Raw genomic sequence first — 25999 nt, 5'->3', positions numbered from 1 at the left:
TGCATTACTTACTGAGATGGGTCGATTATCGGGGAAACGACGCAGGAGGCTCGCGATGGCTTGGGACTTCGAGACCGACCCCGACTACCAGGAACTCCTCGACTGGGCGGACGCGTTCGTCCGGGACGAGGTCGAGCCGCTCGACCTCGTGCTCGGCGACCCGTACGACAAGAGCGACCCCCGCTACAAGCGGCTCGTCCGCCCGCTCCAGGACCAGGTGCGCGACAAGGGGCTGTGGGCCTGCCACCTCGGCCCCGACCTCGGCGGCCAGGGATACGGCCAGGTGAAGCTGGCTCTGCTGAACGAGATCCTCGGACGCTCCCGCTGGGCGCCGTCGGTGTTCGGCTGCCAGGCGCCCGACTCCGGCAACGCGGAGATCATCGCCCACTTCGGCACGCCGGGGCAGAAGGAGCGCTACCTGCGGCCCCTGCTGGACGGCGAGATCTCCTCGTCCTACTCGATGACCGAGCCGCACGGCGGAGCCGACCCCACCCTGTTCACCACGCGCGCCGTCCGGGACGGGGACGGCTGGGTCATCAACGGCGAGAAGTGGTTCTCCTCGAACGCCCGCCACGCGACGTTCCTGATCGTGATGGCCGTGACCAACCCCGACGTGTCCGCCTACGAGGGCATGTCGATGTTCATCGTGCCCGCCGACGCGCCTGGCCTGACCACCGTCCGCAACGTCGGCGTCGGCGGCGAGCGCGAGGGCTCGCACGGCTACCTGCGCTACGAGAACGTCCGCGTCCCCGCCGAGAACCTGCTCGGCGACGAGGGCGGCGCGTTCGTCATCGCGCAGACCCGGCTCGGCGGCGGCCGCATCCACCACGCCATGCGGACGATCGCGCAGGTCCGCAAGGCGTTCGACATGATGCTGGAGCGGGCCGTGTCCCGGCAGACCCGGTTCGGGCCGCTCGCCAAGATGCAGATGACCCGCGAGAAGATCGCCGACAGCTGGATCGAGATCGAGCAGTTCCGGCTGCTCGTCCTGCGCACCGCCTGGCTGATCGACAAGCACGGCGACTACAAGAAGGTCCGCAAGGACATCGCCGCGGTCAAGGCCGCGATGCCGAAGGTCTACCACGACGTCGCGCAGCGGGCGCTGCACCTGCACGGCGCCCTCGGCGTGTCCAACGAGATGCCGTTCGCGGGCATGCTGCTCGCGGCGGAGGCGCTCGGCATCGCCGACGGCCCCACCGAGGTCCACAAGATCACCCTCGCCCGGCAGCTGCTGCGCGACGTCGAGCCGGTCGAGGGACTGTGGCCGTCCGGCCACCTGCCGACCCGCCGGGAGGCGGCCCGCGAGCGGTTCGCCGAGGCCCTGGAGCTCGCGATCGGCGATGAGTGACACCCGCGGACGCCTGCTGGATGCCGCCGAGTCCCTGTACGCGGCGCGCGGCGTGGACGCCGTCAGCCTCCGGGAGATCCTCCAGGAGGCCGGCGCCCGCAACGCCACGGCCGTCCAGTACCACTTCGGGGACCGCGCCGGGATCCTCCGCGCGATCTTCGCCCGGCACGCCCCCGACGTGGAGGCCCGGCGGCACGCCCTGCTGGACGCCTACGAGGACGGCGAGCGGGGCGTCCGGCCCCTCGCCGCCGCCCTCGTCCGCCCGCTGGCGGCCCGCCTCGCCGACGAGTCGGGCCGCGCCTACCTGCAGATCTGGGCGGACGTGCTGAACCGCCCGGCCCCCCTCGTCCCCGTCGCCGTCCTGGACGACCCCCGCGACAGCCTGTGCCGCTGGCGCGACCTGGTCGAGCCCCTCCTCGAAGAGGACGCGGCCCGCCTGCACCGCCGCTTCACCGCCATCCTGTACGCGTCGATCGAGCTGGCGCGGCGCGCCCGCTCGGGCCCCCGCACCGACGACCGCCTCTTCACCAGCTACCTGATCGACGTCGTCGCCGCGATCCTCGGCGCCCCCGTCTCGCCCGAGACCCGCCGCCTCGCCGCCGAACGCGACGCCGCCCGCCGCTGAGGTCACATTCGTCCAAGACCGCGGGATCCGCCGCTCGCCACACTGGGCATGCCAGACCATGAGGAGGACGACATGACAAGCGAGATCCGCCGGACCTTCTACCCGCTGGTCAGGTCCGCCGACCCGGCGCGGACGATGGCGTGGCTGGAGAGGGCGTTCGGCTTCACCGAGGTGGCGGCGCACAAGGACGACACCGGAAGGATCGTCCATGCCGAGATGCGCTTCGACACCGGCCTCGTCATGCTGGGCGCCGCCGAGACCCCCGCGACGGCGGTCTACGTCGCCGTCGACGATCCCGACGCCCACCACGACCGCGCGAAGGCCGCCGGCGCCGAGATTTTCCGCCCGCTCACCGACCAGGACTACGGCTCCCGCGACTACGCGGCCCGCGACCCGGACGGCAACGAGTGGTACTTCGGCACCTACCGCCCCTGACCCGCGGCCCGGCCCGCCGCGAACGTCCCCCGCCGCCACCGAGGCGCGACGTCCCCGGGCCCACCGCGGGCGCGGTTATTCGGAGGCCCGTGGGCGTGGGCCTCGGGTTCCTGCACGAGTACATGCTGGAGAACTACCGCGAGGTCTACGCGGCCGCGCTGGCGCTGGACGTCAACGACCACAACGCGGCGATCATCATCCGGAACCTGCTGGTGCGGGCGGGGGACGTCCCCGTCGAGCGGCGCAGGCGGGAGGGGCGGCTGATCGCGCGGCGGCTGGAGGTGATACCGCCGCAGCGCGTGTACCGGGTCTTCCGGGAGCTGCGGCGGCTCGGGGTGAACAACCGGCGGACGCGCGCGATCATCCGCGACTGGATGGCCGGGCGCCGCGACCCCGCGTTCGACCTCGTGAAGTACCGGGGGGCGGTGAAGGACGTCGCGCGGCACGCCCACCTGCGCTTCGACCGGGAGCAGCACCGCTTCCTGTTCGCGCCCCGGGCGGTGAGGTCGTTCGAGACGCCGATCTTCGAGCAGTGGCGCCGGGCGCACTACGAGCAGGCCGCGATCTACGAGCTGCCGTACACGGTCGCGGAGGGGTTCGCGGCCAAGCACGGGATCCCGCGCGAGGTGTTCCTGGAGCGGATCGAGCGCCGGATGACGCGGCTGGAGCGGCTGCGCGCGCAGGGCGCCGGCGTCCGGGCGGACCTCGGGGACATGCCGCTGACCCGGCTCGCGACGTACGTGCTGTCGCTGCCGCTGGACGAGCGGGCCGCGCGCCGTGCCGAGCTGTCGGGGGCGCTGCGCACCGCGGCCGGGCGGCTCGCCGGCGCGGCGCGCGGGTCGTGGGGCCGCGTCGCCGCCGTGCTGGACGACAGCTACTCCTCCCTCGGGTCGGGGGAGAAGCGGCGCCGCCCGCTGGCGGTCGCGCTCGCGGTGCACTACCTGCTGGAGGCGCTGGCGAAGGAGTACACGCCGCTGTGGACGTCGGGCCGCACCGACGAGCTGCTGCTCTACCCGTCCGGCCCGACGCCGCTCGGCCTGCGGATCATCGACGCGCTCGACACCGCTCCCGAGCGGCTCCTCATCGTCTCCGACGGCTGGGACAACGCCCCGCCCGGCCTCGCCGCCGACGTGCTGCGCGTATGGCGCACCCGCCTCGACCCGGGCCACCGGCTGGCGCCCGGCCACCGGACGCTGATCGTGCACCTCAACCCGGTGTACGACGCGGAGGGCTTCGAGGTGCGGCGGCTGGCCCCGGGCGTCCCTACGGCGGGCGTCCGCGACGCCGGGAACCTGGCCACGCTGGTCGAGCTGGCGAGGTTCGCCGAGGGGCGGGTCGGGCTCGCCAGGCTGCGGGCCCACCTCGACGACCGGGTCGCCCGGTTCCTGGGAGCAGCGGCATGAGGTTCGAACCGGAGGGCCTGGAGACGGGCCCCGCGCAGGTGTGGAGCTCGGTGCGGCTCGTCCCGCTGATCCGCGACGAGCCCGTCCCCAACCTGCGGCTGCACCGCAGGGTGTACGCCGAGCCGGTGTCGGTCGTGGACGTGGGCGACGCGTACTACGTGTCGTTCGTCCCGCACGCCTTCGTGGCGGCGTGGGACGACGGCGGCCGGGCTCCGGGCGCCTCGTACGGGACGCGGCTGCTGGAGCGCGAGGGCGGGGAGGCGCCGCCGCGCATCCCGGTGCGGACGGTGCGGCGCATGGCGCGCAAGGCGGACAAGGACCGGCTCCGCTTCCTGCCCCTGCACCTGGCCGTCGAGGGCTACCTCGCGCTGCACTTCGGCGGCCCGGAGATCGCCTGGGACGAGTGGGCGCGCCGGGCCGTCGCCCGGGGCCTGTCGCCCCGCTGCGAGGAGTCCTACACCGGGGCCCGGGTGCGGGGGCTGGAGGACGCGCTGCGGATCTTCGAGATCCATCCGGGGCAGTGCGGCGTCATGGTCTACGTCGCCGACTCGCTGGCGAGCGCGTTCGCCGCCCCGCACCCCGACGACTACCGGGCGCTGCACCCGACGCTGGTCGAGGACCTCTTCGGCGAGCTGATCTACACGTACGGGCTGCTGGGCGCGCCCGCCGGCGACCTGTCCGCACGCATCGACGACACCGCGATCCGGTCACTCGCGGACCTGCGGGCAGCGGCCGAGATCCAGCGGGAGGAGTGGGCGTCGTTCCGCGGCGAGGTGATGGCCGGGCGGCTGTTCGACGAGGCCGGGACCCGCCAGGTCGTCCAGCGCCTGCACGGGTTCGAGCTCGCGCGGTTCCTTCCCTCCTTCGCGCCGCGCGGCGAGAACCACATCGGCGAGACGATCACCGACGGCGACGGGCGGATCGCCTACCTGAAGTCGTTCCGGCTGTCGGAGACGCAGGTCAGGCGCGGGTACCTGCTGCGCAGGCTCGCCGAGCACGACTGGCGGCTGAGCGCCACGGCCGCGGCCCTCGGCACCGGTGAGCCGGCGCTGGCGCTGCGCCTGGAGCGGGCGGGGTTCGGCCACCTGCTGAGGCAGGACGTCCTCGACCACTACCGGGCGCAGCGGCGGGCTACCTGAGGCCGGCGAACAGGTCGTCCTCCCGGTCCGGGGCGTCGACGCGGCAGAAGTGCCGGACGAACGACTCGAACGAGAACGCCGCCCGCTGCATCTCATCCGGCATCCGCAGCAGGAAGATGTTCTCGCCCTGGCTCGCGTGCGCCTCCAGCGCCTTGCGCTTGGCCTCGACGTGCGCGGACACGTCCAGCACGCTGGTGATCAGCTCGTCCGGGGTGCCGAAGTCGTCCGGCGGGTCGAAGCCGATCTCCGCGCCCGAGTCCCGGGCGGCGTCGAACATCTGCTTGATGCCCGAGCGGGGGATGGCGGTGTAGTACAGCTTGTCGGGCGCGCCGGTCCGCTCGGCGGCGGCCAGCGCGACGCGGTGGGCCTGGATGTGGTCGGGGTGCCCGTAGCCGCCGTTCTCGTCGTAGGTGACGACGACCTGCGGCCGGTAGTGCTCCATCAGCTCGGCCAGCCGCGCGGCCGACTCGGCGAGCGGGACGTTCGCGAACGCGCGCGGGTCGTCGTTGGTCGCCCAGCCGTCCATGCCGGAGTCGCGGTGGCCGAGCAGCTCCACGTGGCCGATGTCGAGCAGGGCGGCCGACTCGCGCAGCTCGGCGAGGCGGCGCCGCGCGACCTCCTCGGCGTCGTGGCCCGGCTCGCCGGGCTTCACGCCGCCCGAGTCGTCGCCCTGCTCGCCGTTGGTGCAGGTGACCAGCACCGTCCGGATGCCCTCGGCGGCGCTGCGGGCGAGCAGCCCGCCGGTGCCGAGCACCTCGTCGTCGGGGTGGGCGTGGACGGCCATCAGCGTGAGTTCGTGCGTCATCCGGGCTCCTCAGGTTCCGGCCGCCCACCCTACGTCCTCGGCGGGCGAGTCGATCAGGCCTGGGACACCGACTCCGCCGCGGAGAGGTCGGCAGGCGTCAGCGGGTGCGCCGGCGCGTCGAAGGGGAACAGCGAGGACGCCTCCAGCCCGTCCACGACGAGCAGTTCACCGGGGTCGAGGAGCCGCCAGCCCGGATCGTCGTCCATGCGCTCGCTGGCGAGGACGAACGCCGGGCACGCGTCCCGGTGCGCGCTCACCTCCACGTTGCCGGGCTCATGGCCGGCCCCGAGGTGGCGCGCCGGGCCGTGCATCTCCAGCCGGGGCCTGAGCACCCACAGATCATGGGTGTCCGGGTAGCGCAGCGCCCACAGCCGCCGCGACTCGGCGAGCACGATGTTCAGGGCGAACACCGGCAGCTCCGCGGCGATCCGGCGGACGGCGGCGATCAGCCCGGCCGAGGTGTCGCCGTGCCGCCGGATCTCCGCCGTGACGTAGGCGAACACGAGCTCGGAGTCGGTCTGCCCCTGCATCAGCGCCCGGTCCACGTCGGTGAGCCACGAGCCGAGGACGCCGAGGCCCCGCACCACGCCGTTGTGGGCGAACAGCCGGTCCTCCATCACGAAGGGGTGGGAGTTGTGGACCTCGGGGGCCCCGGTCGACGCGTACCGGACGTGGGACACGAACGTGTGCGACACGACGCGGCGGGCCTCGGCGTTGAAGTCGGCGTCCTGGAACGCGGCGACGGGCGCGCGGTCGCGGACGGGCTCCTCGCCCAGCGAGAACCAGCCGAGGCCGGTCCCGTCCGGCATGCGGCGGCTCTGGAACTCCAGGCTCTCGGGCGCGTCCACCAGCCAGAACGTGGCGTGGACGCGGGGCCCTCCCGTGGTCATCCCGAACAGTCGGCACATGCAGGGACAATGCCCGCATGCGCCGCGGTCAAGACTCGCACGGCAAACGACCTTCGACGGGCGGGGCCGGATGACGTACGGTCCGGTGTATGGGGTCGCCGGTGGTTCTTCTGGACGTGGACGGAGTTCTCAATCCCTTTGAAAGGCCCCACCGCGGTTTCAAACGCCACCAGTGCTCGCCGGACGGCAGGACGTTCAAGCTCTGGCTGAACGCCGAGCACGGCCCGGCCCTGCTCGACCTCGCCGAGTCCACCGGCGCGGAACTCGCCTGGGCGAGCTACTGGTGCGACCACGCCAACGAGTGGATCGCGCCGAGGATCGGGCTGCCGGAGCTGCCATTCGTCCCCATCCCGCGGTTCCCCGGCATCCGGGAGGGGCGCACCCTCGGCGCCTGGAAGGCCCGGCACGTGGCCGCGTGGGCGGAGAGCCGCCCCTTCGTCTGGTTCGAGGACGAGCCCGACGCCACCGAGTGCATCGCCGGTGAACCGTACGTCGCCGAGCACCTCCTCGTCGAGATCGACCCCCTGACGGGCCTCACCGGCGAGCACCTCGAAGCCGCCGCGGCCTGGCTCCGCGCCCGCTGACCGGCCCCGCCGGCGGGTTCCATTCGTCCAAGACCGCGCGCGGCACGGCTCCCTAGCGTCGGGACGACGGAGAGAGGGGAGCCGACGATGTCGAGATCACCGCTGCTGGACCTGGCGTTCGGATACATGCCGGCGCAGATCATCCATGTGGCCGCCGAGACGGGAGTGGCCGACGCCCTGGCGGGCGGGCCGAGGACGAGCGGGGAACTGGCGCGGGCGACCGGCGCGCACGCGCCGTCCCTCCACCGGCTGCTGCGCGGCCTCGCCACCCTGGGCGCGGTCGAGCAGAAGGAGGGCGACCTGTTCGCGCTGACAGCGGAGGGGCAGCGGCTCCGCGCCGACGCGCCCGACTCGATCCGCTCCCTGGTGCTGCTGTTCTGCGGACCGGACGTCTGGCGGAGCTGGGGCGACATGGCCGAGACGGTCCGCACGGGGGAGGCGGCGTGGCCGCGCGTCACCGGCGGGACCTCCTTCGAGCACTTCGAGTCGGACCCGGCGTCCTCGGAGGTCTTCAACGCGGCGATGGCCGAGCACACCCGCGCGGTCGCGCCCGGGATCATCGAGGCCCACGACTTCTCCCGCTACGGGACCGTCGCGGACCTCGGCGGCGGCGACGGCACGCTCCTCGCCGCGATCCTGCGCGCGCACCGGGAGGTGCGCGGCCTGCTGTTCGACCTGCCCGCCGGTCTCGCCGCCGCGCCCGGCACGCTGGAGGACGCCGCCGGCCGGGCCGAGATCGTCGCGGGGGACTTCTTCGAGTCCGTCCCCGGGGGCGCGGACGCCTACGTCCTCAAGAGCGTCCTGCACGACTGGGACGACGAGAAGGCCGCCGCCATCCTGCGGAACGTCCGCGCGGCGATGGGCCCGGACGCCCGCCTGCTGATCCTGGAGCAGGTGATGCCGGAGACGGTCGCGCCGGACACGGCGGGCATCGTCCGCAACGACCTCAACATGCTCGTCGCGACGGGCGGGCGCGAGCGCACCGAGGCCGAGTTCCGCGCCCTGCTGGACGCGGCCGGGTTCGCGGGCGTCTCGCTCACCGGCCCGCTGCCCCCCTCGGCGTACCGCGTCATCGAGGCCGAGCCGGCTGGCTGACGGTCAGTGGCGCGTCCAGTCGGGCTGGGCGAAGTCGGCGACCCTGGCGTCCCGCCCCAGCAGCACCACCTCGCGGAACTGCCACAGCATCGCGCCGGTCGGGGCGTGGACACGCCAGTCCGGGCCGAGCCACATCTGCAGGAGGCTGCCGCCGTCCGGCTGCGGCACCCACCGCGGGGTGTCGTCGTCCGCGAGCCTGCGCAGGGTCGTGTGGTGGACGGAGTGGACCTCGTCCGGGCTGGGCGCCAGCGGGCCGGGACGGTCCAGCGCCACCACGATCGGCGTGATCGCGAAACCGGAGGTCGCGGGGAAGTCGTCGAGCCGGCCGAGCACGTCGGCCGGCCCCGCGGACAGGCCGATCTCCTCGTGCAGCTCCCGCAGCGCCGCGTCCTCGGCGGTCTCGCCGTCCTCCAGCCGCCCGCCCGGCAGCCCCCACTGGCCCGCGTTCCGCCCCCGGTAGGCGCGTTTGATGAGGATCACCGACGGGACGCCGCCGTGCTCCACCACGCACAGCACGACCCCGGCGCGGCGCAGGCCGGGCGCGTCCGGGACGGTCGTGTGCGCGAAGGCTCCGAGCCGGCCGGCCGCCGTCCTCCGGAAGGCGCCAAGGTCGCCGAAGCGGCCGTCGGAGGGGCCGCCGAGGGGAATGGAGTCGTCGAAGGCGGGGTCGTCGAGGGGGGCGGTCATGACTCGATACTGCCAGGGCCCCCCGCCTCGCGGGCGTATCGCGCGGGCGGCGTCCCGACCGCCGCGGTGAAGTCGCGGGTGAAGTGCGCCTGGTCGGCGTAGCCCAGCTCGGCGGCCAGGCCGGCCCAGTCGACCGCGCCGCCGGACGCCGCCCGCTCGGCGGCCTCCCGCATCCGGAACCGCCGGATCACCCACTTCGGGCCGATGCCCACGTACTCGTGGAACAGGCGCTGCAGGCTGCGGGCGCCGAGCCCCACGTCGGCGGCCAGCTCGTCCACCCGGACCAGGCCCGGCCGCGCCGCGATCCGCGCCACGACCGCGGCGGCGCGCTCGGCCGACGGATCGGGTTCCGGGGCCGCGCCGACGAGGAAGTCCGCCAGCCGCCCGACCGCATCCTCGGCGCTCGCCGCCGCGAAGATCTCGGCGGCGAGCGCGCGACCCGCCGCGCCGAACACCTCGTCCACGTCCGCGAACCGGCCGGTCAGCGCGGAGACGGGCGCGTCCGTGAACGGCCGGAACCCGCCCGGCCGGAAGGCCGCCCCCACCACGCGCCCCTCGTCGCGGATCTCCTCGATGAAGTCGTCGCGCACCACGCCGACGATCCGCGCCCGCGTGGCCCCGCTGGTCAGGTAGCTGGTGAACGTCATATGGACGGACGGCCGCGTGAGCACCGCCTGCCGGTGCGGCGGCCGTCCCCGCAGGTCCCACCGCAGCACCCAGAAGTGCTCCACGAACGGCGCGAGCTCCGGCGCCGGCGGGATCCGCCGCACCTGGAAGCGCTCCAGGCCCTCCCGCGCCCGGAGGATGCCCCGCGTCCCCTCGGGGCGGGTCCCGTCGGGCAGGGATCGTTCCATCGGCCCAGGCTAACGGTGTCGTGTTTGTTCAAGACCCGCGCGGCCGGGCCGTATAGCGTGGACATGTGTTCGAACAAATGAGCGAGGGAGAGATCATGGATGTCCGGAGCCAGATGCTTCCCGCCGCGGAGGCCGCGGCGCGGATCGTCCTGGAGATCCCCGCGGGGACGCTGGACGCTCCCACCCCGTGCCCCGACTGGGACGTGCGCGGGCTGGTCAACCACCTGATCCTGTGGAGCGGCCGGGGCGAGGCCGCCGCGCGCAGGGCGCCGGTCACCGGGCCGGGCGAGGAGCACGACTTCACCGCCGAGCCGGGCTGGGCCGAGCGGTTCGCGGAGCAGGCCCGCACGACAGCCGAGGCCTGGCAGGACCCCGCGGCCTGGGACGGTAACACCAGCCTCACCGGGGACAAGGAGGGCATGCCCGCCCCGTTCATCGCCGGGATCCTCTTCGTCGAGAACGTCGTCCACGGCTGGGACCTCGCCGCCGCGACCGGGCACGAGGCCCGGTTCTCGCCGGAGATCGTCCGGGCGGCGTGGGAGCAGGTCGTCCCGATGGCGGAGATGAGCCGCCGGTACGGGGTGTTCGGCGCGGAGGTGCCCGTGCCGGAGGACGCGCCGCTGCTCGACCGCGTCCTCGGCGCCGCCGGCCGCGATCCGGGCTGGAAGCCCTGAATCCCGCCGCGGCGCGCGGGTCCCGGCGCGAGCGGGGGCCCGCGCGCTCTACCCTTGAGGCATGTCTTCGAGCTCTTCGATCCGCGTACGCTTCGCCCCGTCGCCCACCGGCATGTTCCATGTCGGCGGCGCCCGCTCGGCGCTGTTCAACTGGGTGATGGCCGCCCAGTCGGGCGGGACGCTCGTGCTGCGCATCGAGGACACCGACGCCTCCCGCAACAGCCCCGAATGGACCGAGGGCATCATCCGCGCCCTCGCCTGGCTCGGCATGGACGGCGAGCAGTACGAGGGCCCCTACTTCCAGTCCGCCAACGCCGACAAGCACGCCGAGGCCGTCCAGACGCTGAAGGACGCCGGCCGCGCCTACTACTGCGACTGCAGCCGCGAGGCCGTCGTCGCCCGCACCGGCGACCAGCACAAGGGCTACGACGGCTTCTGCCGCGACCGCGGCCTGGAGCCCGGCCCCGGACGCGCCCTCCGCTACCGCACCCCGGACGAGGGCCAGACCACCGTCGTCGACCTGCTGCGCGGCAAGCCGGTGTTCGAGAACGCCGTCCTGGAGGACTTCGTCATCGCCCGCGCCGACGGCTCGGTCACCTTCCTGCTGGCCAACGCCGTCGACGACATGAGCCAGGGCATCACGCACGTCGTGCGCGGCGAGGAGCACCTGTCCAACGCGCCCAAGCAGCAACTGCTGTGGGAGGCGCTCGGCGGCGAGCCGCCCGTCTGGGCGCACGTCCCCGTCATCGTCAACGAGAAGCGGCAGAAGCTGTCCAAGCGCCGCGACAAGGTCGCGCTGGAGGACTACCGCGCCGAGGGCTACCTCGCCGAGGCCGTGCGCAACTACCTCATGCTGCTCGGCTGGGCCCCCTCCGGCGACCGCGAGATCGTCCCCTGGGACGTGATCGTCGACGAGTTCCGCATCGAGGACGTCAACACCTCGCCCGCGTTCTTCGACGAGAAGAAGCTCCGCTCGTTCAACGGCGAGTACATCCGGGCACTGCCCACCGAGAAGTTCATCGCCGAGTGCCTGCCCTTCCTGGAGCAGGCCCCCTTCGACGTGGACATGGCGGTGTTCGCCGAGCTGGCGCCGCTCGCCCAGACCCGCGTCGCGCTGCTGTCGGAGATCGTCCAGATGATCGACTTCGCGTTCCTGGACGAGCCGCCGTCCGACGAGCAGTCCTGGAACAAGGCGATGAAGGAGCCCGCCGCCGCGATCCTCGCCGCCGCCGAGACCGCCTACCGGGACGCCCCCTGGAACGCCGCCGAGCTGAAGGACCGGCTGGAGCGCGTCGGCGCCGAGCACGGCCTCAAGCTGGGCAAGACGCAGGCGCCCGTCCGCGTCGCCGTCACCGGCCGCACCGTGGGCCTGCCGCTGTTCGAGTCACTGGAGATCCTCGGCCGCGACCGCACCCTGGCCCGCGTCGCCGCCGCACGGGCCCGCCTCGAAGCCTCGTCGTCCTGAGGCGCTGACGCCCCGTGCCCGGCGCACCGGCCGGGCACGGATCAGGACGCGGGCGGCTCCTCGCCTTCCAGCGCGCGGCGCAGGTCCGCGAGGCGGCGGGCCAGCTCGTCGAACTCGTCCCGGCGCGCGGGCGGGACGTGCTTGCCGACCGCCTCCGCCTGCTCCTCCACCGCCCTCAGCCGGTCGCGGGCCGTGTCCCCGTCGGGACGCTCGTTGAGCAGCGCCGACTGCTCGCGGAGCAGGGCGGCCTGCTCGCGCAGCAGCGCCGTCTGGTCCTGGAGCTGCTTGTTCTTGGTGTGCAGCTCCACGAACACCGACACCTTGGCGCGCAGCACCCACGGGTCGAACGGCTTGGAGATGAAGTCGACCGCGCCCGCCGCGTAGCCGCGGAACGCGTAGTCGGGGTCGCTGTTCACCGCCGTCAGGAAGATGATCGGCAGGTCGCGGGTCTTCTTGCGGCGCTTGATGTCGCGGGCCGTCTCGAACCCGTCCATGCCCGGCATGACGACGTCCAGCAGGATGACCGCGTACTCGTCGGTGAGGAGCGCCTTCAGCGCGTCCTCCCCGGACCGCGCCCGGACGAGGTCCTGATCGAGCGAGCTGAGGATGGCCTCCAGCGCGATCAGGTTCTCCTCGCGGTCGTCCACGAGCAGGATCTTCGCCTTGTCGTCCACGCGCGTCTCTCCGATTCCGGTCCCCGCCATCGCCGGCGCATCAGCTCCCACGGCGACCCTACTGCCCGGTCGTCTCCTCTCCTCAGCGGACGATGGAGGGTTGCAGCCAGTTCCTCATGACGTCAAGGAGATGGTCCACGTCCACGGGCTTCGGCACATAGTCCGACGCGCCGGAGTCGAGGCTCTTCTCACGGTCCCCCTTCATCACCTTCGCCGTGATGACGATGATCGGCAGGTCGGCGAACTGCGGCATCTCCCTGATGGCGGCGGTGGTCGCGTACCCGTCGAGGCCCGGCATCATGACGTCCATCAGCACGACCGCCACGTCCGGGTTGCGGTGCAGGACGTCGATCCCGGCCTGCCCGTCCTCGGCGTAGAGGACCTCCATCCCGTAGCCCTCCAGGACGCTGGTGAGGGCGAACACGTTCCGGACGTCGTCGTCGACGATCAGGACCTTGCGGCCCGACAGTGCGGTGTCGAGGTAGTCCGTCGGAGGCTCCTCCACCAGCCCGTTCAGCGCGGGCTCGGACTCCCCGGCGGGCGGGCGCTGCTCGACGGGCAGCGCGTTCTCCGCGGCGGGGGCGGCCAGCGGCCGGGCCCTGCCGCCGTTGCGCCGCCCGGCCTCCGCGCCGAGCGCCCGCTCGGACCCGGCGACCGCCTCCTCCGGCGCCGCCGGGCGCCGCCGGTCCGCGCGCTCGCTGTACTGGGCGGGCAGGTAGAGCGTGAACACGCTGCCGCGGCCCGGCTGGCTCTCCGCGTGGATCTCCCCGCCGAGCAGCCGCGCGATGTTCCGGCTGATCGACAGGCCGAGGCCGGTGCCGCCGTAGCGGCGGCTCGTGGTCCCGTCGGCCTGCTGGAACGGCTCGAAGATCTCCTGCAGCTTGTCGGCGCTGACCCCGATCCCGGTGTCGATCACCCGGAACGCGATCACGTCCGGGGTGTTCCACAGCGCGGGCAGCGTGAAGTCGATGTCGCCGGCCCGCTCGATCAGCAGCCGCACCTCGCCCTCGGCGGTGAACTTCACCGCGTTCGACAGCAGGTTCCGCAGCACCTGCTGCAGCCGCTGCTCGTCGGTGTTGAGGGTGGCGGGGACGTCCGGCGCGACCTCCACGCCGAACTGCAGGCCCTTGTCCACCGACAGCGGGCGGAACGTCGCGTCCACGTAGTCGACCAGCGCCGGCACCGACAGCCGCTGCGGATGCGCCTCCATCTTGCCCGCCTCGACCTTGGCCAGGTCCAGGATGTCGTTGATCAGCTCCAGCAGATCGGTGCCGGACTCGTGGATCGTCCGCGCGAACTCGACCTGCTTGTCGGTCAGGTTGCCGCTCTGGTTCTCCGACAGCAGCTTGGCCAGCACCAGCAGGCTGTTCAGCGGCGTGCGCAGCTCGTGCGACATGTTCGCCAGGAACTCCGACTTGTACCGCGAGGAGATCGCCAGCTGCTCGGCGCGCTCCTCGAGGGTCCGCCGGGCCTGCTCGATCTGGAAGTTCTGGATCTCGATCGCGCGGTTCTGCTGGGCCAGCAGCGCCGCCTTCTCCTCCAGCTCGGTGTTGGAGTGCCGCAGCTCGCCCTGCTGGCGCTGCAGCTCGTCCGACCGCTCCTGCAGCTCCTGCGCGAGCCGCTGCGACTCGCCCAGCAGCGCCTCCGTCCGCGCGTTCGCGCGGATTGCGTTCAGCGTGACCCCGATCGTCTCGATCAGCTGGCTGAAGAACGCCAGGTGGACGTCGGTGAAGCGGCCGAACGAGGCCAGCTCGATCGCGCCGAGCACCTCGTCCTCGAACACGATCGGCAGCACGATGATGTTGACCGGGGACGCCTCGCCGAGGCCCGACCCGATCTTGACGTAGTCGGCCGGGGCGTCGGCGATCAGCAGCGGCCGGCGCTCCTGCGCCGCCTGCCCGACCAGGCCCTCGCCCAGCGCGAACCGGAGCGACCCGGCCCGGCCGCGCCGCGTCCCGTACCCGGCGATCAGCGTCAGCTCGGGCTCCTCGCCCGAGTTGTCGGCGAGGTAGAACGCGCCGTACTGGGCGCTCGCCGTCGGAGTCAGCTCCCGCATGATCAGCTCGGCGACCTGCAGCAGGTCCCGGTGACCCTGCATGAGCCCGCCGATCCGCGCCAGGTTGGTCTTGAGCCAGTCCTGCTCCTCGTTGGCGCGGGTCGTCTCGCGGAGCGTCGCGACCATCAGGTTCACGTTGTCGGACAGCTCGGCGACCTCGCCGCGCGCCTCCACGGTGATCGTGCGGGTCAGGTCGCCGGTGGCGACCGCGCTCGCGACCGCGCCGATCGCCCGGACCTGCGTGGTCAGGTTCCCGGCCAGCTCGTTGACGCTCTCGGTCAGCCGCTTCCAGGTGCCGGACACGCCCTCGACCTCGGCCTGCCCGCCGAGGCGCCCCTCGCTGCCGACCTCGCGGGCGACGCGGGTGACCTCCGACGCGAACGACGACAGCGTGTCGACCATCGTGTTCAGCGTCGTCTTCAGCTCCAGGATCTCGCCCTGCGCGTTCACGTCGATGCGCCGCGTCAGGTCGCCGTGCGCGACCGCGGTCGCGACCTGCGCGATGTTGCGGACCTGGTAGGTCAGGTTGGACGCCATGCCGTTGACGTTGTCGGTCAGGTCCTTCCACATGCCGCCCGCGCCGGGCACGATCGCCTGGCCGCCGAGGCGCCCCTCGGTGCCGACCTCGCGGGCGACACGGCTGACCTCGTCCGCGAACGCCGACAGCGTGTCGACCATCGTGTTCAGGGTGTCCTTGAGCTGCAGGATCTCGCCCTGCGCGTCGACCTCGATCTTTCGGGTCAGGTCGCCCTGCGCCACCGCGGTCGTCACCTGGGCGATCCCGCGCACCTGGTTGGTCAGGTTGTTCGCCATCGCGTTGACGTTGTCGGTCAGGTCGAGCCACACCCCGCCCGCGCCGGGCACGATCGCCTGTCCGCCGAGGCGCCCCTCGGTGCCGACCTCGCGGGCGACGCGGGTGACCTCCGACGCGAACGCCGACAGCGTGTCCACCATCGCGTTCACGGTGTCCTTCAGCTCCAGGATCTCGCCCTGCGCGTCGACGGTGATCTTCTTGCCGAGGTCGCCCTCGGCGACGGCGGTGGTGACCTGCGCGATGTTGCGGACCTGGTAGGTCAGGTTGGACGCCATGCCGTTGACGTTGTTGGTGAGGTCCTTCCAGACGCCGCTGACGCCCGGGACCCGCGCCTGGCCGCCGAGGCGCCCCTCGGTGCCGACCTCGCGGGCGACGCGGGTGACCTCGTCCGCGAACGCCGACAGCGTGTCGACCATCGTGTTCAGCGTGTTCTTGAGCTGCAGGATCTCGCCCTGCGCGTCGACGGTGATCTTCTTGCCGAGGTCGCCGTCCGCGACGGCGGTGGTGACCTGCGCGATGTTGCGGACCTGGTTGGTCAGGTTGTTCGCCATCGCGTTGACGTTGTCGGTCAGGTCCTTCCAGACGCCGCTGACGCCCCGCACGTTCGCCTGGCCGCCGAGCTGGCCCTCGGTGCCGACCTCGCGGGCGACGCGGGTGACCTCGTCCGCGAACGCCGACAGCTGGTCGACCATCGTGTTCACGGTGAGCTTCAGCTCCTGCAGCTCACCGCTCGCCTCCACCGTCACCTTGCGGGTCAGGTCGCCCTTCACCACCGCCGTGGTGACCTCGGCGATGTCGCGGACCTGCGACGTCAGCCGGTTCGCCATCACGTTCACCGACGCCGTCACGTCCCGCCAGCGGCCCGTCATGCCGCGCGCCGGCGCCTGCCCGCCGAGCCGGCCCTCCGTGCCGACCTCGCGGGCGAACTGGGTGACCTCCCAGGTGAACTGGTCGAGCAGCTCCACCATCCCGTTGACCGACTTCGCCATGCGCAGCAGCTCGCCGCGCATGGGCCGGCCGCGCACCCGCAACTCGACCCGCTGGCTCAGGTCCCCGGCCGCGACCGCCTCCACCACCCGGCTCATCCCGGTCGCCAGGTCGGTGAGCTTGTCGATGATCGCGTTGGCGTCCTCGACCGCGGTCGCCCACGAGCCGCGCAGGCCGCCCGAGGCCAGCCGCCCGCGCAGCTTGCCCTCCCGGCCGATCTCCCGCCGGACGCGGCTCAGCCCGGAGGCCAGCTCCTGCTCGTTCTGCCGGATCTCCTCCAGGATCGCCGCGGCCTCCGCCACGGCGCCCTCGCCCGGCACGTCCAGCTCCGCCTTCGCCCTGCCGTCCCGCACGGCGGCCAGCGCCTTCAGCAGCGGCTCGAGGTCGGCGTCGCTGTAACGCGGGGTCGTGTCGCGGTACCCGCCGGGGCGGGAACGTGACGCGGTACGCGGCATTCTCTTCATCCTCCTGGCCCGCGATCGTCGAGCATCCGGATATCACGGACTCCTGCTCCGGGCCCGCGTCCGGCTTCCCCTGGGCCCTCGTCCGGCCGCACCTGTACTCTACGTCGCCGGGCGGCGGCCGGGCTCTTTCACGAGCCGGCCGGGTGGAGCCGTGATGAGACGTCGATGACCGTGCATCCGCGCTTGTAGTCTTCGTGTTACGGTCTGTCGTGTCGTGGCGGGGGTCGCGTTCACCGAGGCCGGACGCATCGCGGGGCCCGGTTCACGGCTCTCGTGGCCGCGCGGCCGAACCGTCTGTCACGATGGCCAGGCCCGGGTAGCAACGCTTCGAACAGAGGGACGACAGTTGGATCGGCAGACGGCGTCGGCCACCTTCCCGTCCGCCGCCGCGGCGGTGGCGGACGCGCGCCGGTTCGTCCGGAAGGTGCTGGCCGACTGGGGCATGGACGAGGCCGCCGACGACGCCGTCCTTGCCACCAGCGAGCTCGCCACCAACGCGATCGCCTACGCGGGCACGTCCTTCGAGGTCTCCTGTCGGCTGGAGGACGGCGACATCAAGATCGAGGTCCGCGACCGGCACCCCACCCGGGGCATCGAGATGCCCGGCGTGACCGCCTCCAGCGGGCGCGGGCTGCCGTCGATCGCCCGCCTCGCCGCCTCCTGGGGCGTCTCCTACGACCACCGGACCAAGGGCGTCTGGTTCCGGCTGCCCCGGCCCGGCGCGACCCCCGCGCCCGGAGCCGACGCCGCGGAGGGCGGGGACGCGGCCCTGCCCGAGGGCGCCGGCGACGGCGCCGCCAAGCGCGGCCCCCGCGCCCGGACGGCCCGCGCCCGGACGGCCCGCGCCCGGACGGCCCGCGCCCGGACGGCCCGCGAGCGGGCTGCCCGAGACCGGGGCGACCAGGCCCGCGACGCCGCCGTGCAGGGCCGCGAGGGCGGGCTCGGCGGCGACGTGCGCGACGTCCCCGTCGCCGGAGACCGGCTCCTGCGCTCCCCGGCCGCCGTCGAGGCCATGGAGGACGGCGTCGCCACCGTTCGCGAGGTGCTCGGCGCCGAGGGCGCCGCCGTCCTGCTCACCGAGCGCGACGGCCGCATGATCATGGGCTCGTCCGCCGGCACCGCCGCCGAGATGCCGCTCGGCGAATTGTCGGTCGCCGGGCTCGGCCCCGCCGCCCGGGCGGGCTCGGCGTGGGTCGCCGGCGACGCCGACCCGACCGCCACCGCCCTGCGGGCGCGGTCCGTGGCCGCCGCGCCGCTGGAGTCCCAGGGCCGCCTCACCGGCGTCGTGGTGGCCGTCTCCTCCGTGCCCGGCCGGTTCGACGAGGGCGACGGCGCCCGGCTCGGGCGGCTCGCGGACGAGATGTCGCTCTCCCTGGAGAAGGCCAGGGTGGGCGAACTGGAACGGTCCTGGCGCGGCTGGCTCAGCTTCGTCGCCGAGGCCAGCGACCTGCTCGCCGGAACCCTCGACCAGGAGCGCACGATGGCCCTGGTTGCCCAGCTCGTCGTCCCGCGCCTGGCCACCTGGTGCGCCGTCTACACCGTCACCGAGGCCGAGCCCGACCGGCTCGCCTACGTGTGGCACGCCGACGAGAACCGCGCCGACGGGCTCCGCGACCTGCTGGAGCACGCGGGCGCCGCCCCGCCGATGGACGGCCCCGGCCCCTGGACCGGGCTCGCCACCGCCCCCGAGGGCGTCCGGGCCGCCGCGGGCGGCACCGCCGCCGACCACGTCTACGCGTTCCCGCTGATCGCCCGCGGCCGGCGCATCGGCACCATCGTCATCGGCCGCCCGCCCGGCGACCGCTTCCCGCGCAGCGCCGTCGAACTGGCCGAGGAGCTCAGCCGCCGCGCCGCCCTCGCCGTCGACAACGCCCGCCTGTTCTCCGCGCAGACCGCCATGAGCAGCGCCCTGCAGCGCAGCCTCCTGCCGCCGGGCATCCCCGAGATCCCCGGCCTGGAGGTCGCGGTCGTGTACGAGCCGGCCGGGGAGGGCAGCGAAGTCGGCGGCGACTTCTACGACGTGTTCGAGAGCGGCCCGCGACCGGGCGGCCCCGTGTCCTCGTCCCGCTGGCGGTTCGCCATCGGCGACGTGTGCGGCACCGGCCCCGAGGCCGCCGCCGTCACCGGCCTCGCCCGGCACGCCCTGCGCATCCTCGCCGCCGAGGACATGTCAGTCCCCGCCGTGCTGACCCGGCTGAACCGGCTCATCCTCGGCGAGGGGGAGCGCGGCCGGCTGCTCACCCTCCTGCACGGCGAGATCGCGGCGCGCCGCCGCGACGGCGTGCGGATCCGGCTGACGAGCGCGGGACACCCGCTCCCGCTCGTCCTCGACCCCGAGGGCGGCGTGCGCGAGGCCGCCTCGGCTCAGGCGCTGCTCGGCGTCTTCGACGGTGTGGAGTTCCACAGCGACACCGTCGACCTGCGCCGCGGCGAGGTCCTGCTCTGCGTCACCGACGGCGTCACCGAACGGCGCTCCGGCAACCGGCTGCTCGGCGACGGCGACGGCCTCGAACGGCTGCTCGCCGGCTGCACCGGGCTCAGCGCGGGGGCCGTCGCCGCGCGGATCCAGCGCGCGGTGCGCGACTTCGGCCCCGAGCCGTCGAACGACGACATTGCCCTCATCGTTCTGCGGGCGTCATGATGGAGACCAACAATCGGTAAGGTGGGGTGGCGTGGGGCTTGCCTTGCACACGACACGACAGGACGGCCGCGCGACGATCGCCGCGCGCGGCTCCATCGACCTGCACTCCTCCGAAGAGCTGCGCACTCGGCTGACCGAGCTCGTAGACGCGGGCGAGCGGGCGGTCGTCGTCGACCTCGCGGCGGTCGACTTCTGTGACTCCTCCGGCCTGAACGTCCTCGTCCGGGCGTACAAGCACGCGCGCGCGCAGAACGCCACGCTGACCGTCACCGGCGCCTACGGCCGGGTCGAGAACGTGCTGCGCACCACCGGGCTCGACCGCTTCCTGATCGAGGGCCCGGCTGAGGAGGCGCCTGCCGATGGGCGGTGAGGGGACACGATGAAGAACGGCGAGCGGGCGGAGTGACCGACCCGATGACCGAGACCACACTGCGCGCGGCGCCGCAGACCGAGGCGGTCGAGTACGCACGCCGCCTGGCCGCCCGTACCATGCGCACCTGGGCGCTGATGGAGCGCGAGGAGCTCGTCACCGCGATCGTCGCGGAGCTCGTCGCCAACGCCGTCCGGCACGCGGGCACCGCGCTGGAACTGCGGCTGCTGCGCGGTTCCGGCCGCGTCCGCGTCGAGGTCCGCGACCGCGCCGCGCAGCTGCCCCGGCTGACCGTCCCCGGCCCCCTGGACGAGTCGCACCGCGGCCTGTTCATCGTCGACCGGTTCGCGAACTCCTGGGGCGCCGACCCGGTGACCGGCGGCAAGGTCGTGTGGGCCGAGGTCGACATCTGACACGCGCTTTCCCGCCTGGAACGCGCCGTCGCGCGCGACCTCCGGTGGGAGCGCGTCCACCCGCCTCCGGGAGACCCGGTCGGATGGACGCGCCCGCCCCGTGACGGTCAGACCGACTTGCGGTACAGCTCCGCCACCATGAACGCGAGGTCCAGCGACTGGCCCCGGTTGAGGCGCGGGTCGCACGCCGTCTCGTACCGCTGGTGCAGGTCGGCCTCGGCGAGCCCCATCCCGCCGCCGACGCATTCGGTGACGTCGTCGCCGGTGAACTCGATGTGGATGCCGCCCGGATGCGTGCCGAGGGCCCGGTGCACCTCGAAGAAGCCGGCCACCTCGTCCAGGACGTCGTCCAGCCGCCGGGTCTTGTGCCCGCTGGGCGCCTCGAACGTGTTGCCGTGCATCGGGTCGCAGATCCACGCGACCGGCGCGCCGCTCTGCTGCACCTTCTCGATCAGCGGGGGCAGCGCGTCCCGGATCCTGCCCGCGCCCATCCGGGTGATGAAGGTCAGCCGCCCCGGCTCCTGGTCGGGGTTCAGCCGCTCGATCAGCGCCAGCGCGTCGTCCGCCGAGGTCGTCGGCCCGAGCTTCACCCCGATCGGGTTGCGGATGTGCCGCAGGAACTCGACGTGCGCCCCGTCTAGCTGCCGGGTCCGCTCGCCGATCCACAGGAAGTGCGCGGAAACGTCGTAGGGCAGGCCGCTGAGGTGGTCGATGCGGGTCAGCGCCCGCTCGTACTCCAGCAGCAGCGCCTCGTGGCTGGAGTAGAACTCCACGCCGTGGAACTCGTCGGGGTTCACCCCGCAGGCCTTCATGAACGTCAGCGCCCGGTCGATCTCGGCCGCGAGCTGCTCGTAGCGGCGCCCCGCCGGGCTCTGCTGGACGAAGTCGCGGTTCCAGGCGTGCACCTGCCGCAGGTCGGCGTACCCGCCCTTGGTGAACGCCCGGCACAGGTTCAGCGTGACCGCCGAGCAGTGGTAGGCCTTCAGCAGCCGGTTCGGGTCGTTGCGGCGGGACGCGGCGTCGAACGCGAACCCGTTGACGGCGTCGCCCCGGTAGGCGGGCAACTCCACGCCGCCGCGCACCTCCACCGGCTTGGACCGCGGCTTGGCGAACTGCCCCGCCATCCGGCCGATCTTCACGACCGGCACGCTCGCCGCGTAGGTGAGCACGACCGCCATCTGCAGCAGCGTCTTGAGCTTGTTCTTCACTGCGTCGGCGTTCGACCCCTCGAACGTCTCGGCGCAGTCGCCGCCCTGCAGGACGAACGCCTCACCGCGGGCGACGTCCGCGAGTTGCGCCTTCAACTGGTCGCACTCGCCGGCGAAGACGAGCGGGGGCTGGGCCGCGAGTTCGGCGGCGACCGCCCGGACCTCGTCCGGATCGTCCCATTCGGGCTGCTGGAGGGCGGGGAGCGCGCGCCAGGCGTCGAGGTCCCCGGTGACGGCGGATGTACTCACGTCCAAAGGCTATGGCACCGCCCGGCCGGCGGCGCACGGCGAGCCCGGCCGGACGGCGCCGGGAACGCCGCCCATCCGCGGCGCCGCCAGAGCCGGACACACGAGACCGGGCGGCCCTCGGAGCCGGGGCCGCCCGGTCGTCGATCACGTCCGAAAGGTCGTCGCTCAGGCGGCCCGGCTCCCTGCCGCCGCGGGCTCCCGGGCCGAGCCGGGCCCGCCGGCCAGCGTCCGGCGGCCGCTCAGATCCGTCTCGTTCGCCAGCTGCCGCAGCCGCCGCAGCGAACGGTCCGTGATCTGCCGCACCCGGTTGTGGCTCAGCCCGTACCGGGCGCCGATCTGGGCGTACGACAGCGGCTGGCCGCTGTCCATCCCGAACCGGGCGCGCAGGATCGCGGACTCCCGCTCCGGCAGCCGGTCGAGCAGCCGGGCGAGGCCCTCGATGTCGTCCAGCGCGAGGATCTCCGCCTCCGGCGTGACGGCCTCCGGGTCCTCCAGGAGGTCGCCCATCGGCGTCTCGCCCGCGTCGTCGACGGTCGCGTCCAGGCTCGCCGGGTCGCGCCGCCAGCGCAGCAGCTCGTCCACATGGTCGGCCTCGGCGCCGAGCGTCCCCGCGAGCTCCTCGCGGGTCGGCTCCCTGCCGAGCTCGCGGCCCAGCTGGCGTTCCGCGCGCCGCAGCCGGGACAGTTCCTCCTCAACATGGACCGGCAGCCGGATGGTGCGGGCCGTGTGGCTGAGCCCGCGCCCGATCGCCTGCCTGATCCACCATGTCGCGTACGTGGAGAACTTGAAGCCGCGGCGGTAGTCGAACTTCTCCACCGCGCGCATCAGCCCCAGGTTCCCCTCCTGAATGAGGTCGATGAGGGGCAACGAGTCGGTCGGGTATTTCCGGGCGATCGAGACCACGAGCCGCAGGTTGGCCTCGACGAAGCGCTGCTTCGCGCGCAGCCCCGCCGCGGCCACCTCCTGCAGCTCCTCGCGGGTCGCGCCCGCGGGCACTCTCCCGTCATCGAGGAGCCGCTCGGCGTACAGGCCCCCTTCGATCGCCTTGGCCAGATCGACCTCCTCCTGCGCGTCGAGCAGGGGGGTACGGCCGATCCGGTCGAGGTACGCCCCGACAAGGTCCTTGTCGGGGACGTCGACCCTGTCGCCCTTGGTACGGGTTGCAGCCATCCTGACCCTTCTCCGGTGCGATCTCCCTAAGAGGACAACGCTAATTACCGCTCTGTGATTCCCGGGTGGGGAATACTGCGAGGCTGTGAGCCGCTCTACGACCTGATACCCCGAACGAGGAGAAACCGACATGGCGACGGTCACGCTCACCGCTGAGAACTTCGACGAGGTCGCGCAGGCCGACGGCATCGTGCTCGTCGACTTCTGGGCGGAGTGGTGCGGTCCGTGCAAACGCTTCGCGCCGGTCTTCGAGAAATCGGCGGGCAAGCACGGCGACATCGTCTTCGGGAAGGTCGACACCGACGCCGAGCCGGAGTTGTCGGAGCGGTTCGGGATCAGGTCCATCCCCACGCTGATGGCGATCCGGGACGGCATGATCGTCTTCGCCGAGCCGGGCGCGGTGCCCGAGCCGGTGCTGGAGAACGTGATCGAGCAGGTCCGCGGCCTCGACATGGAGGACGTCCGGCGGCGCGCGGAGTCCTGACTCCGGCTGCGGGAGGCTCCTCCCCCGGGCGACAGGTTGCGCGGGCGCGACGTCCGGTGGGCGTGCGCGCGGCCGGCGGGCGGCACACGGGCAAAGAAGCGGGCGCCGGCACCCGATGGCCCGCCCGGATGGACGATGATGGACGGATGCTCGCCGATGTCGTCCCATACCTGGTGTGCCCCGTGTGCGGAGCGGACCTCGAACTGGCCGACCGCGCACTGCTCTGCGCCGGCGGGCATGCCTTCGACATCGCCCGGCAGGGTTACGCGAACCTCCTGCCAGGCAACGCCCGTCCGGGAACGGCCGACACCCCCGAGATGGTGCGCGCGCGAGACGAGTTCCTGAAGGCGGGCCACTTCAACGCACCCGCCGACACGCTGGCGCGAAGCGTCGCTTGCGCCGCCCATTCCTTCGTCGTCGACGCGGGCGCCGGAACCGGCCACTACCTGGGGCGCGTACTCGACCGGTCACCCGGCGCGACCGGGCTCGCGCTGGACATCTCGAAGCACGCGGCCCGGCGCGCGGCCAGATCCCACCCCCGCGCGGGCGCCGTCGTCGCGGACCTCTGGCGCCCCCTCCCACTGCGCGACGGCGCTGCCGACACCGTCGTCAACGTCTTCGCGCCGCGCAACGCGGCCGAATTCCACCGCGTACTGCGCGACGACGGCCTCCTCTTCACCGTCACCCCGTCGCCCCGGCACCTCGGCACCCTCGTCGAGCCGCTCGGGCTTCTGACGATCGACGAGCGCAAGACCGAGCGCACGGACGCCGCGCTCGCGGGCTACTTCAAGTTCGATTCGCGGCAGGAGATCGAGGTGGAGGCCGCCCTGTCCCACGATGAGGTGGCCACGCTCGTGGGGATGGGGCCGAGCGCGCACCACGTCCCCGCCGACCGGCTCAGGGAGCGGCTGCGGGAGCTACCGGACCCGCTGCCGACGCCGCTGTCGTTCGTCCTGTCGACGTACAGGCGGCTCGCGTAGGCCGTCCTCGACGCCCTGGGTGAGTTCGAGCAGGACCTGGGGCACCTCGCCGGCCTCCGCCACGTCCTCGACGCCCGGCACATCGACCGTCTCGTACATGAACGAGACCGAGACCGAGCGGGCCGTCCCGCCGAGCAAGAGGCGCTGGAGCGCCTGGCCCGCCCGGAGCCACGCCGCGGGAGAGTCGCCCCGCGTGGTCAGCACCGCGCGCCGGCTCGTCGCGCTCTGGTCCTCGGGCAGCAGATGGAGCGACGCCCCTTCGAGGCGTGCCGCCTCGCCCAGCCCGTTGACCACGGGAACTGCCGGCCGGACGCCTGGCGCGGGCCGATTCGCGGGAAAGGGCTTGAGCGTCGCTGCGTAAAGGAGGCGCTCCTCACGTGTCACCCGGTGGCGTCCGGCCAGACGCACCGAGGCGAGGACCGATGGACGCCCGGCGTCGGGGAGCAGCCGCACCACCGCCGCGTGCCCGAGCTGGGCCGCGGCCAGCCGGAGGTTCACGAGCGCGGCGCCGCTGCTGAGGTGCAGGCCCCGCCCCGCGGGGTCGTGCGCGGGCCGGAACCTGTCCGGATCGGCGTGCACCTCGATCAGTCCGGGAACGACCTTGAACCGCCAGGCGTGCACGTCATGGATCGTCGGCCCCATCGTCGCTGCGACCACCAGGCGTTCCGCGGACGCGCGGATGGCGACGGGCACATTCACGAGGTGTTTCCTCCTGACCTCGGTGGACTGTCGTGCCGGGAGCCACCGCCCGTCCCGCGGTGCCGGACACCGGAGGACGAGCCGTCCGCGCACGCTACCCCACTGTGACCCGACGCACGTAGTGCGCGAAAGACGAGGTCAACGATGGCGATGTTGTGCGTGAGTGACAAGAAAGGGAGGGGGGCGAGTGCCGCGATTTGACGGTGCCGACGCGGGACCTTACTGTCTCTCCCGCCCCGAGAGACGCGGGACGCCGCCAGGCGGCCGGTCTCGGGGAAGCCACCCAGGAACAATTCGGCGGCGAGCCGAGCTGGTCCCGTGTGACGACCCCGGATGGGACGCGGGACACCGAGTGCGGTGGCCGGTCCGCCGGGGAGCGGACCACCGAAAGCGGTTCGAGCGGTGCTCGGGCTCGTGTAAGGTGGTTGGAAAGCCCAAGAGGGATGCAGGACGCCGCGAGGTGGCCGGCCCGCAGGGCATCTCCTACGGAACGATCTTCGCCAGGCTCTCGGCCTGGGGGTGTGTCGTCTCCGCGGGGGACTGGGACGCCTTCGACCGTCGAAAAGATCTTCGTTGATCGGCTTGACAACGGAAGCGGACCGGGTAAGTTAGAAGGGTTGCCCCGGAGTCGGGTCCTGCGAGAGCGGGGGTTCGGTGCGGTGGGTGTCCGTTTCTTGAGAACTCAACAGCGTGTTAAAAGCCAGTGCCTTTATCGGCTCGGTCTGTTGGCCGGGTCGCCCCGTGGCCAGCCTCTTTCGGGGGGTTGGT

General features: G+C 73.0%; 23 protein-coding genes. 14 read left to right on the top strand and 9 right to left on the bottom strand.

What is annotated here, in order from left to right; translation table 11 throughout:
- Positions 1–55 precede the first annotated feature (55 nt).
- The 5 genes from SM611_RS36705 to SM611_RS36685 all read left to right on the top strand — a co-directional run bounded on the left by SM611_RS36705 (position 56) and on the right by SM611_RS36685 (position 4950).
- On the top strand, positions 56–1348 hold the full coding sequence (locus SM611_RS36705; RefSeq protein WP_371955020.1) for an acyl-CoA dehydrogenase family protein: 1293 nt from the start codon (positions 56–58) through the stop codon (positions 1346–1348).
- Positions 1341–1973 carry a TetR/AcrR family transcriptional regulator gene (locus SM611_RS36700; RefSeq protein WP_371955019.1) on the top strand — a complete coding sequence of 211 codons (633 nt, stop codon included), beginning with the start codon at positions 1341–1343 and terminating at the stop codon, positions 1971–1973. The genes SM611_RS36705 and SM611_RS36700 overlap by 8 nt, the downstream gene beginning before the upstream one ends.
- 72 nt (positions 1974–2045) lie before the next feature.
- Positions 2046–2408 carry a VOC family protein gene (locus tag SM611_RS36695; RefSeq protein WP_371955018.1) on the top strand — a complete coding sequence of 121 codons (363 nt, stop codon included), beginning with the start codon at positions 2046–2048 and terminating at the stop codon, positions 2406–2408.
- A gap of 89 nt (positions 2409–2497) precedes the next feature.
- A complete protein-coding gene (locus tag SM611_RS36690) occupies positions 2498–3811 on the top strand; it encodes a hypothetical protein (protein WP_371955017.1) in 1314 nt (437 codons plus the stop codon).
- Positions 3808–4950: an ARPP-2 domain-containing protein gene (locus SM611_RS36685; protein ID WP_371955016.1), complete on the top strand. Its 1143-nt coding sequence runs from the start codon at positions 3808–3810 to the stop codon at positions 4948–4950. The genes SM611_RS36690 and SM611_RS36685 overlap by 4 nt, the downstream gene beginning before the upstream one ends.
- Here SM611_RS36685 and SM611_RS36680 read toward each other — a convergent pair.
- Both SM611_RS36680 and SM611_RS36675 read right to left on the bottom strand, forming a co-directional pair.
- Positions 4943–5755 (bottom strand): PIG-L family deacetylase, encoded by an 813-nt coding sequence (locus tag SM611_RS36680; RefSeq protein WP_371955015.1) that lies wholly within the window; start codon positions 5753–5755, stop codon positions 4943–4945. The genes SM611_RS36685 and SM611_RS36680 overlap by 8 nt on opposite strands.
- A gap of 53 nt (positions 5756–5808) precedes the next feature.
- On the bottom strand, positions 5809–6663 hold the full coding sequence (locus tag SM611_RS36675) for a class II glutamine amidotransferase (protein ID WP_371955014.1): 855 nt from the start codon (positions 6661–6663) through the stop codon (positions 5809–5811).
- Between the two features lie 89 nt (positions 6664–6752).
- Here SM611_RS36675 and SM611_RS36670 point away from each other — a divergent pair, with 89 nt between their 5' ends.
- Positions 6753–7247 carry an HAD domain-containing protein gene (locus tag SM611_RS36670; protein ID WP_371955013.1) on the top strand — a complete coding sequence of 165 codons (495 nt, stop codon included), beginning with the start codon at positions 6753–6755 and terminating at the stop codon, positions 7245–7247.
- 87 nt (positions 7248–7334) lie between these two features.
- Positions 7335–8342 carry a methyltransferase gene (locus tag SM611_RS36665; RefSeq protein ID WP_371955012.1) on the top strand — a complete coding sequence of 336 codons (1008 nt, stop codon included), beginning with the start codon at positions 7335–7337 and terminating at the stop codon, positions 8340–8342.
- A gap of 3 nt (positions 8343–8345) precedes the next feature.
- Here the strand turns inward: SM611_RS36665 and SM611_RS36660 are convergent, their stop codons facing one another.
- Together SM611_RS36660 and SM611_RS36655 are read right to left on the bottom strand one after the other, a co-directional pair.
- Positions 8346–9029, bottom strand: a complete 684-nt coding sequence (locus SM611_RS36660; protein WP_371955011.1) for an NUDIX hydrolase — start codon at positions 9027–9029, stop codon at positions 8346–8348.
- On the bottom strand, positions 9026–9883 hold the full coding sequence (locus SM611_RS36655; protein WP_371955010.1) for a DUF6597 domain-containing transcriptional factor: 858 nt from the start codon (positions 9881–9883) through the stop codon (positions 9026–9028). The genes SM611_RS36660 and SM611_RS36655 overlap by 4 nt, the downstream gene beginning before the upstream one ends.
- 95 nt (positions 9884–9978) lie before the next feature.
- Between SM611_RS36655 and SM611_RS36650 the strand changes: the two genes are divergently transcribed.
- The gene (locus SM611_RS36650) at positions 9979–10557 is read left to right on the top strand and encodes a TIGR03086 family metal-binding protein (RefSeq protein ID WP_371955009.1); all 579 of its coding nucleotides are present in this window, start codon (positions 9979–9981) and stop codon (positions 10555–10557) included.
- A 61-nt stretch (positions 10558–10618) separates the two neighbouring features.
- Positions 10619–12022, top strand: coding sequence for a glutamate--tRNA ligase (gene gltX / locus SM611_RS36645; protein ID WP_371955008.1), 1404 nt, complete (start codon positions 10619–10621; stop codon positions 12020–12022).
- Positions 12023–12063: 41 nt separating this feature from the next.
- Here the strand turns inward: gltX and SM611_RS36640 are convergent, their stop codons facing one another.
- Complete coding sequence (locus SM611_RS36640) at positions 12064–12696, bottom strand: response regulator (RefSeq protein WP_371955007.1); 633 nt, start codon at positions 12694–12696, stop codon at positions 12064–12066.
- Positions 12697–12778: 82 nt separating this feature from the next.
- Entirely contained in the window at positions 12779–17008 is a 4230-nt protein-coding gene (locus SM611_RS36635; RefSeq protein WP_371955006.1) for a hybrid sensor histidine kinase/response regulator, read from the bottom strand.
- 355 nt (positions 17009–17363) lie between these two features.
- On the opposite strand from SM611_RS36635, the gene SM611_RS36630 reads away from it, so the two are divergent.
- From SM611_RS36630 to SM611_RS36620, 3 genes are read left to right on the top strand one after another with little or no spacing between them, the layout of a single operon-like run.
- On the top strand, positions 17364–19658 hold the full coding sequence (locus tag SM611_RS36630) for a SpoIIE family protein phosphatase (protein ID WP_371955005.1): 2295 nt from the start codon (positions 17364–17366) through the stop codon (positions 19656–19658).
- 31 nt (positions 19659–19689) lie between these two features.
- Positions 19690–20028, top strand: coding sequence for an STAS domain-containing protein (locus SM611_RS36625; RefSeq protein ID WP_371955004.1), 339 nt, complete (start codon positions 19690–19692; stop codon positions 20026–20028).
- Between the two features lie 44 nt (positions 20029–20072).
- The gene (locus SM611_RS36620; protein ID WP_371945588.1) at positions 20073–20441 is read left to right on the top strand and encodes an ATP-binding protein; all 369 of its coding nucleotides are present in this window, start codon (positions 20073–20075) and stop codon (positions 20439–20441) included.
- Positions 20442–20548: 107 nt separating this feature from the next.
- Here SM611_RS36620 and SM611_RS36615 read toward each other — a convergent pair whose 3' ends face one another.
- Together SM611_RS36615 and SM611_RS36610 are read right to left on the bottom strand one after the other, a co-directional pair.
- Positions 20549–21898 carry a class II 3-deoxy-7-phosphoheptulonate synthase gene (locus SM611_RS36615; RefSeq protein WP_371955003.1) on the bottom strand — a complete coding sequence of 450 codons (1350 nt, stop codon included), beginning with the start codon at positions 21896–21898 and terminating at the stop codon, positions 20549–20551.
- Between the two features lie 165 nt (positions 21899–22063).
- The gene (locus SM611_RS36610; protein ID WP_371955002.1) at positions 22064–23068 is read right to left on the bottom strand and encodes a sigma-70 family RNA polymerase sigma factor; all 1005 of its coding nucleotides are present in this window, start codon (positions 23066–23068) and stop codon (positions 22064–22066) included.
- A 130-nt stretch (positions 23069–23198) separates the two neighbouring features.
- Here SM611_RS36610 and trxA point away from each other — a divergent pair, with 130 nt between their 5' ends.
- Positions 23199–23552: a thioredoxin gene (gene trxA / locus SM611_RS36605; RefSeq protein WP_371955001.1), complete on the top strand. Its 354-nt coding sequence runs from the start codon at positions 23199–23201 to the stop codon at positions 23550–23552.
- Positions 23553–23698: 146 nt separating this feature from the next.
- The gene (locus SM611_RS36600) at positions 23699–24532 is read left to right on the top strand and encodes a putative RNA methyltransferase (RefSeq protein WP_371955000.1); all 834 of its coding nucleotides are present in this window, start codon (positions 23699–23701) and stop codon (positions 24530–24532) included.
- Here SM611_RS36600 and SM611_RS36595 read toward each other — a convergent pair.
- The gene (locus tag SM611_RS36595; RefSeq protein WP_371954999.1) at positions 24470–25231 is read right to left on the bottom strand and encodes a hypothetical protein; all 762 of its coding nucleotides are present in this window, start codon (positions 25229–25231) and stop codon (positions 24470–24472) included. The genes SM611_RS36600 and SM611_RS36595 overlap by 63 nt on opposite strands.
- Positions 25232–25999: the final 768 nt, after the last annotated feature.

This window comes from Actinomadura monticuli (assembly GCF_041463655.1).
Classification (GTDB): Bacteria; Actinomycetota; Actinomycetes; order Streptosporangiales; family Streptosporangiaceae; genus Spirillospora; species Spirillospora monticuli.
The sequence above is the reverse complement of the archived record's forward strand: the minus strand, read 5'-3'. Positions and strand labels throughout refer to the sequence as shown.

Excerpts from the sequence above, each read along its gene's own strand:
- SM611_RS36610 (WP_371955002.1), bottom strand. The coding sequence starts at position 23,068 with ATGGCTGCAACCCGTACCAAGGGCGACAGGGTCGACGTCCCCGACAAG.
- SM611_RS36635 (WP_371955006.1), bottom strand. The coding sequence starts at position 17,008 with ATGCCGCGTACCGCGTCACGTTCCCGCCCCGGCGGGTACCGCGACACG.
- SM611_RS36700 (WP_371955019.1), top strand. The coding sequence starts at position 1,341 with ATGAGTGACACCCGCGGACGCCTGCTGGATGCCGCCGAGTCCCTGTAC.
- SM611_RS36705 (WP_371955020.1), top strand. The coding sequence starts at position 56 with ATGGCTTGGGACTTCGAGACCGACCCCGACTACCAGGAACTCCTCGAC.
- SM611_RS36620 (WP_371945588.1), top strand. The coding sequence starts at position 20,073 with ATGACCGAGACCACACTGCGCGCGGCGCCGCAGACCGAGGCGGTCGAG.
- SM611_RS36600 (WP_371955000.1), top strand. The coding sequence starts at position 23,699 with ATGCTCGCCGATGTCGTCCCATACCTGGTGTGCCCCGTGTGCGGAGCG.
- SM611_RS36670 (WP_371955013.1), top strand. The coding sequence starts at position 6,753 with ATGGGGTCGCCGGTGGTTCTTCTGGACGTGGACGGAGTTCTCAATCCC.
- SM611_RS36695 (WP_371955018.1), top strand. The coding sequence starts at position 2,046 with ATGACAAGCGAGATCCGCCGGACCTTCTACCCGCTGGTCAGGTCCGCC.
- gltX (WP_371955008.1), top strand. The coding sequence starts at position 10,619 with ATGTCTTCGAGCTCTTCGATCCGCGTACGCTTCGCCCCGTCGCCCACC.
- SM611_RS36675 (WP_371955014.1), bottom strand. The coding sequence starts at position 6,663 with ATGTGCCGACTGTTCGGGATGACCACGGGAGGGCCCCGCGTCCACGCC.
- trxA (WP_371955001.1), top strand. The coding sequence starts at position 23,199 with ATGGCGACGGTCACGCTCACCGCTGAGAACTTCGACGAGGTCGCGCAG.
- SM611_RS36660 (WP_371955011.1), bottom strand. The coding sequence starts at position 9,029 with ATGACCGCCCCCCTCGACGACCCCGCCTTCGACGACTCCATTCCCCTC.
- SM611_RS36650 (WP_371955009.1), top strand. The coding sequence starts at position 9,979 with ATGGATGTCCGGAGCCAGATGCTTCCCGCCGCGGAGGCCGCGGCGCGG.
- SM611_RS36655 (WP_371955010.1), bottom strand. The coding sequence starts at position 9,883 with ATGGAACGATCCCTGCCCGACGGGACCCGCCCCGAGGGGACGCGGGGC.
- SM611_RS36665 (WP_371955012.1), top strand. The coding sequence starts at position 7,335 with ATGTCGAGATCACCGCTGCTGGACCTGGCGTTCGGATACATGCCGGCG.
- SM611_RS36685 (WP_371955016.1), top strand. The coding sequence starts at position 3,808 with ATGAGGTTCGAACCGGAGGGCCTGGAGACGGGCCCCGCGCAGGTGTGG.
- SM611_RS36680 (WP_371955015.1), bottom strand. The coding sequence starts at position 5,755 with ATGACGCACGAACTCACGCTGATGGCCGTCCACGCCCACCCCGACGAC.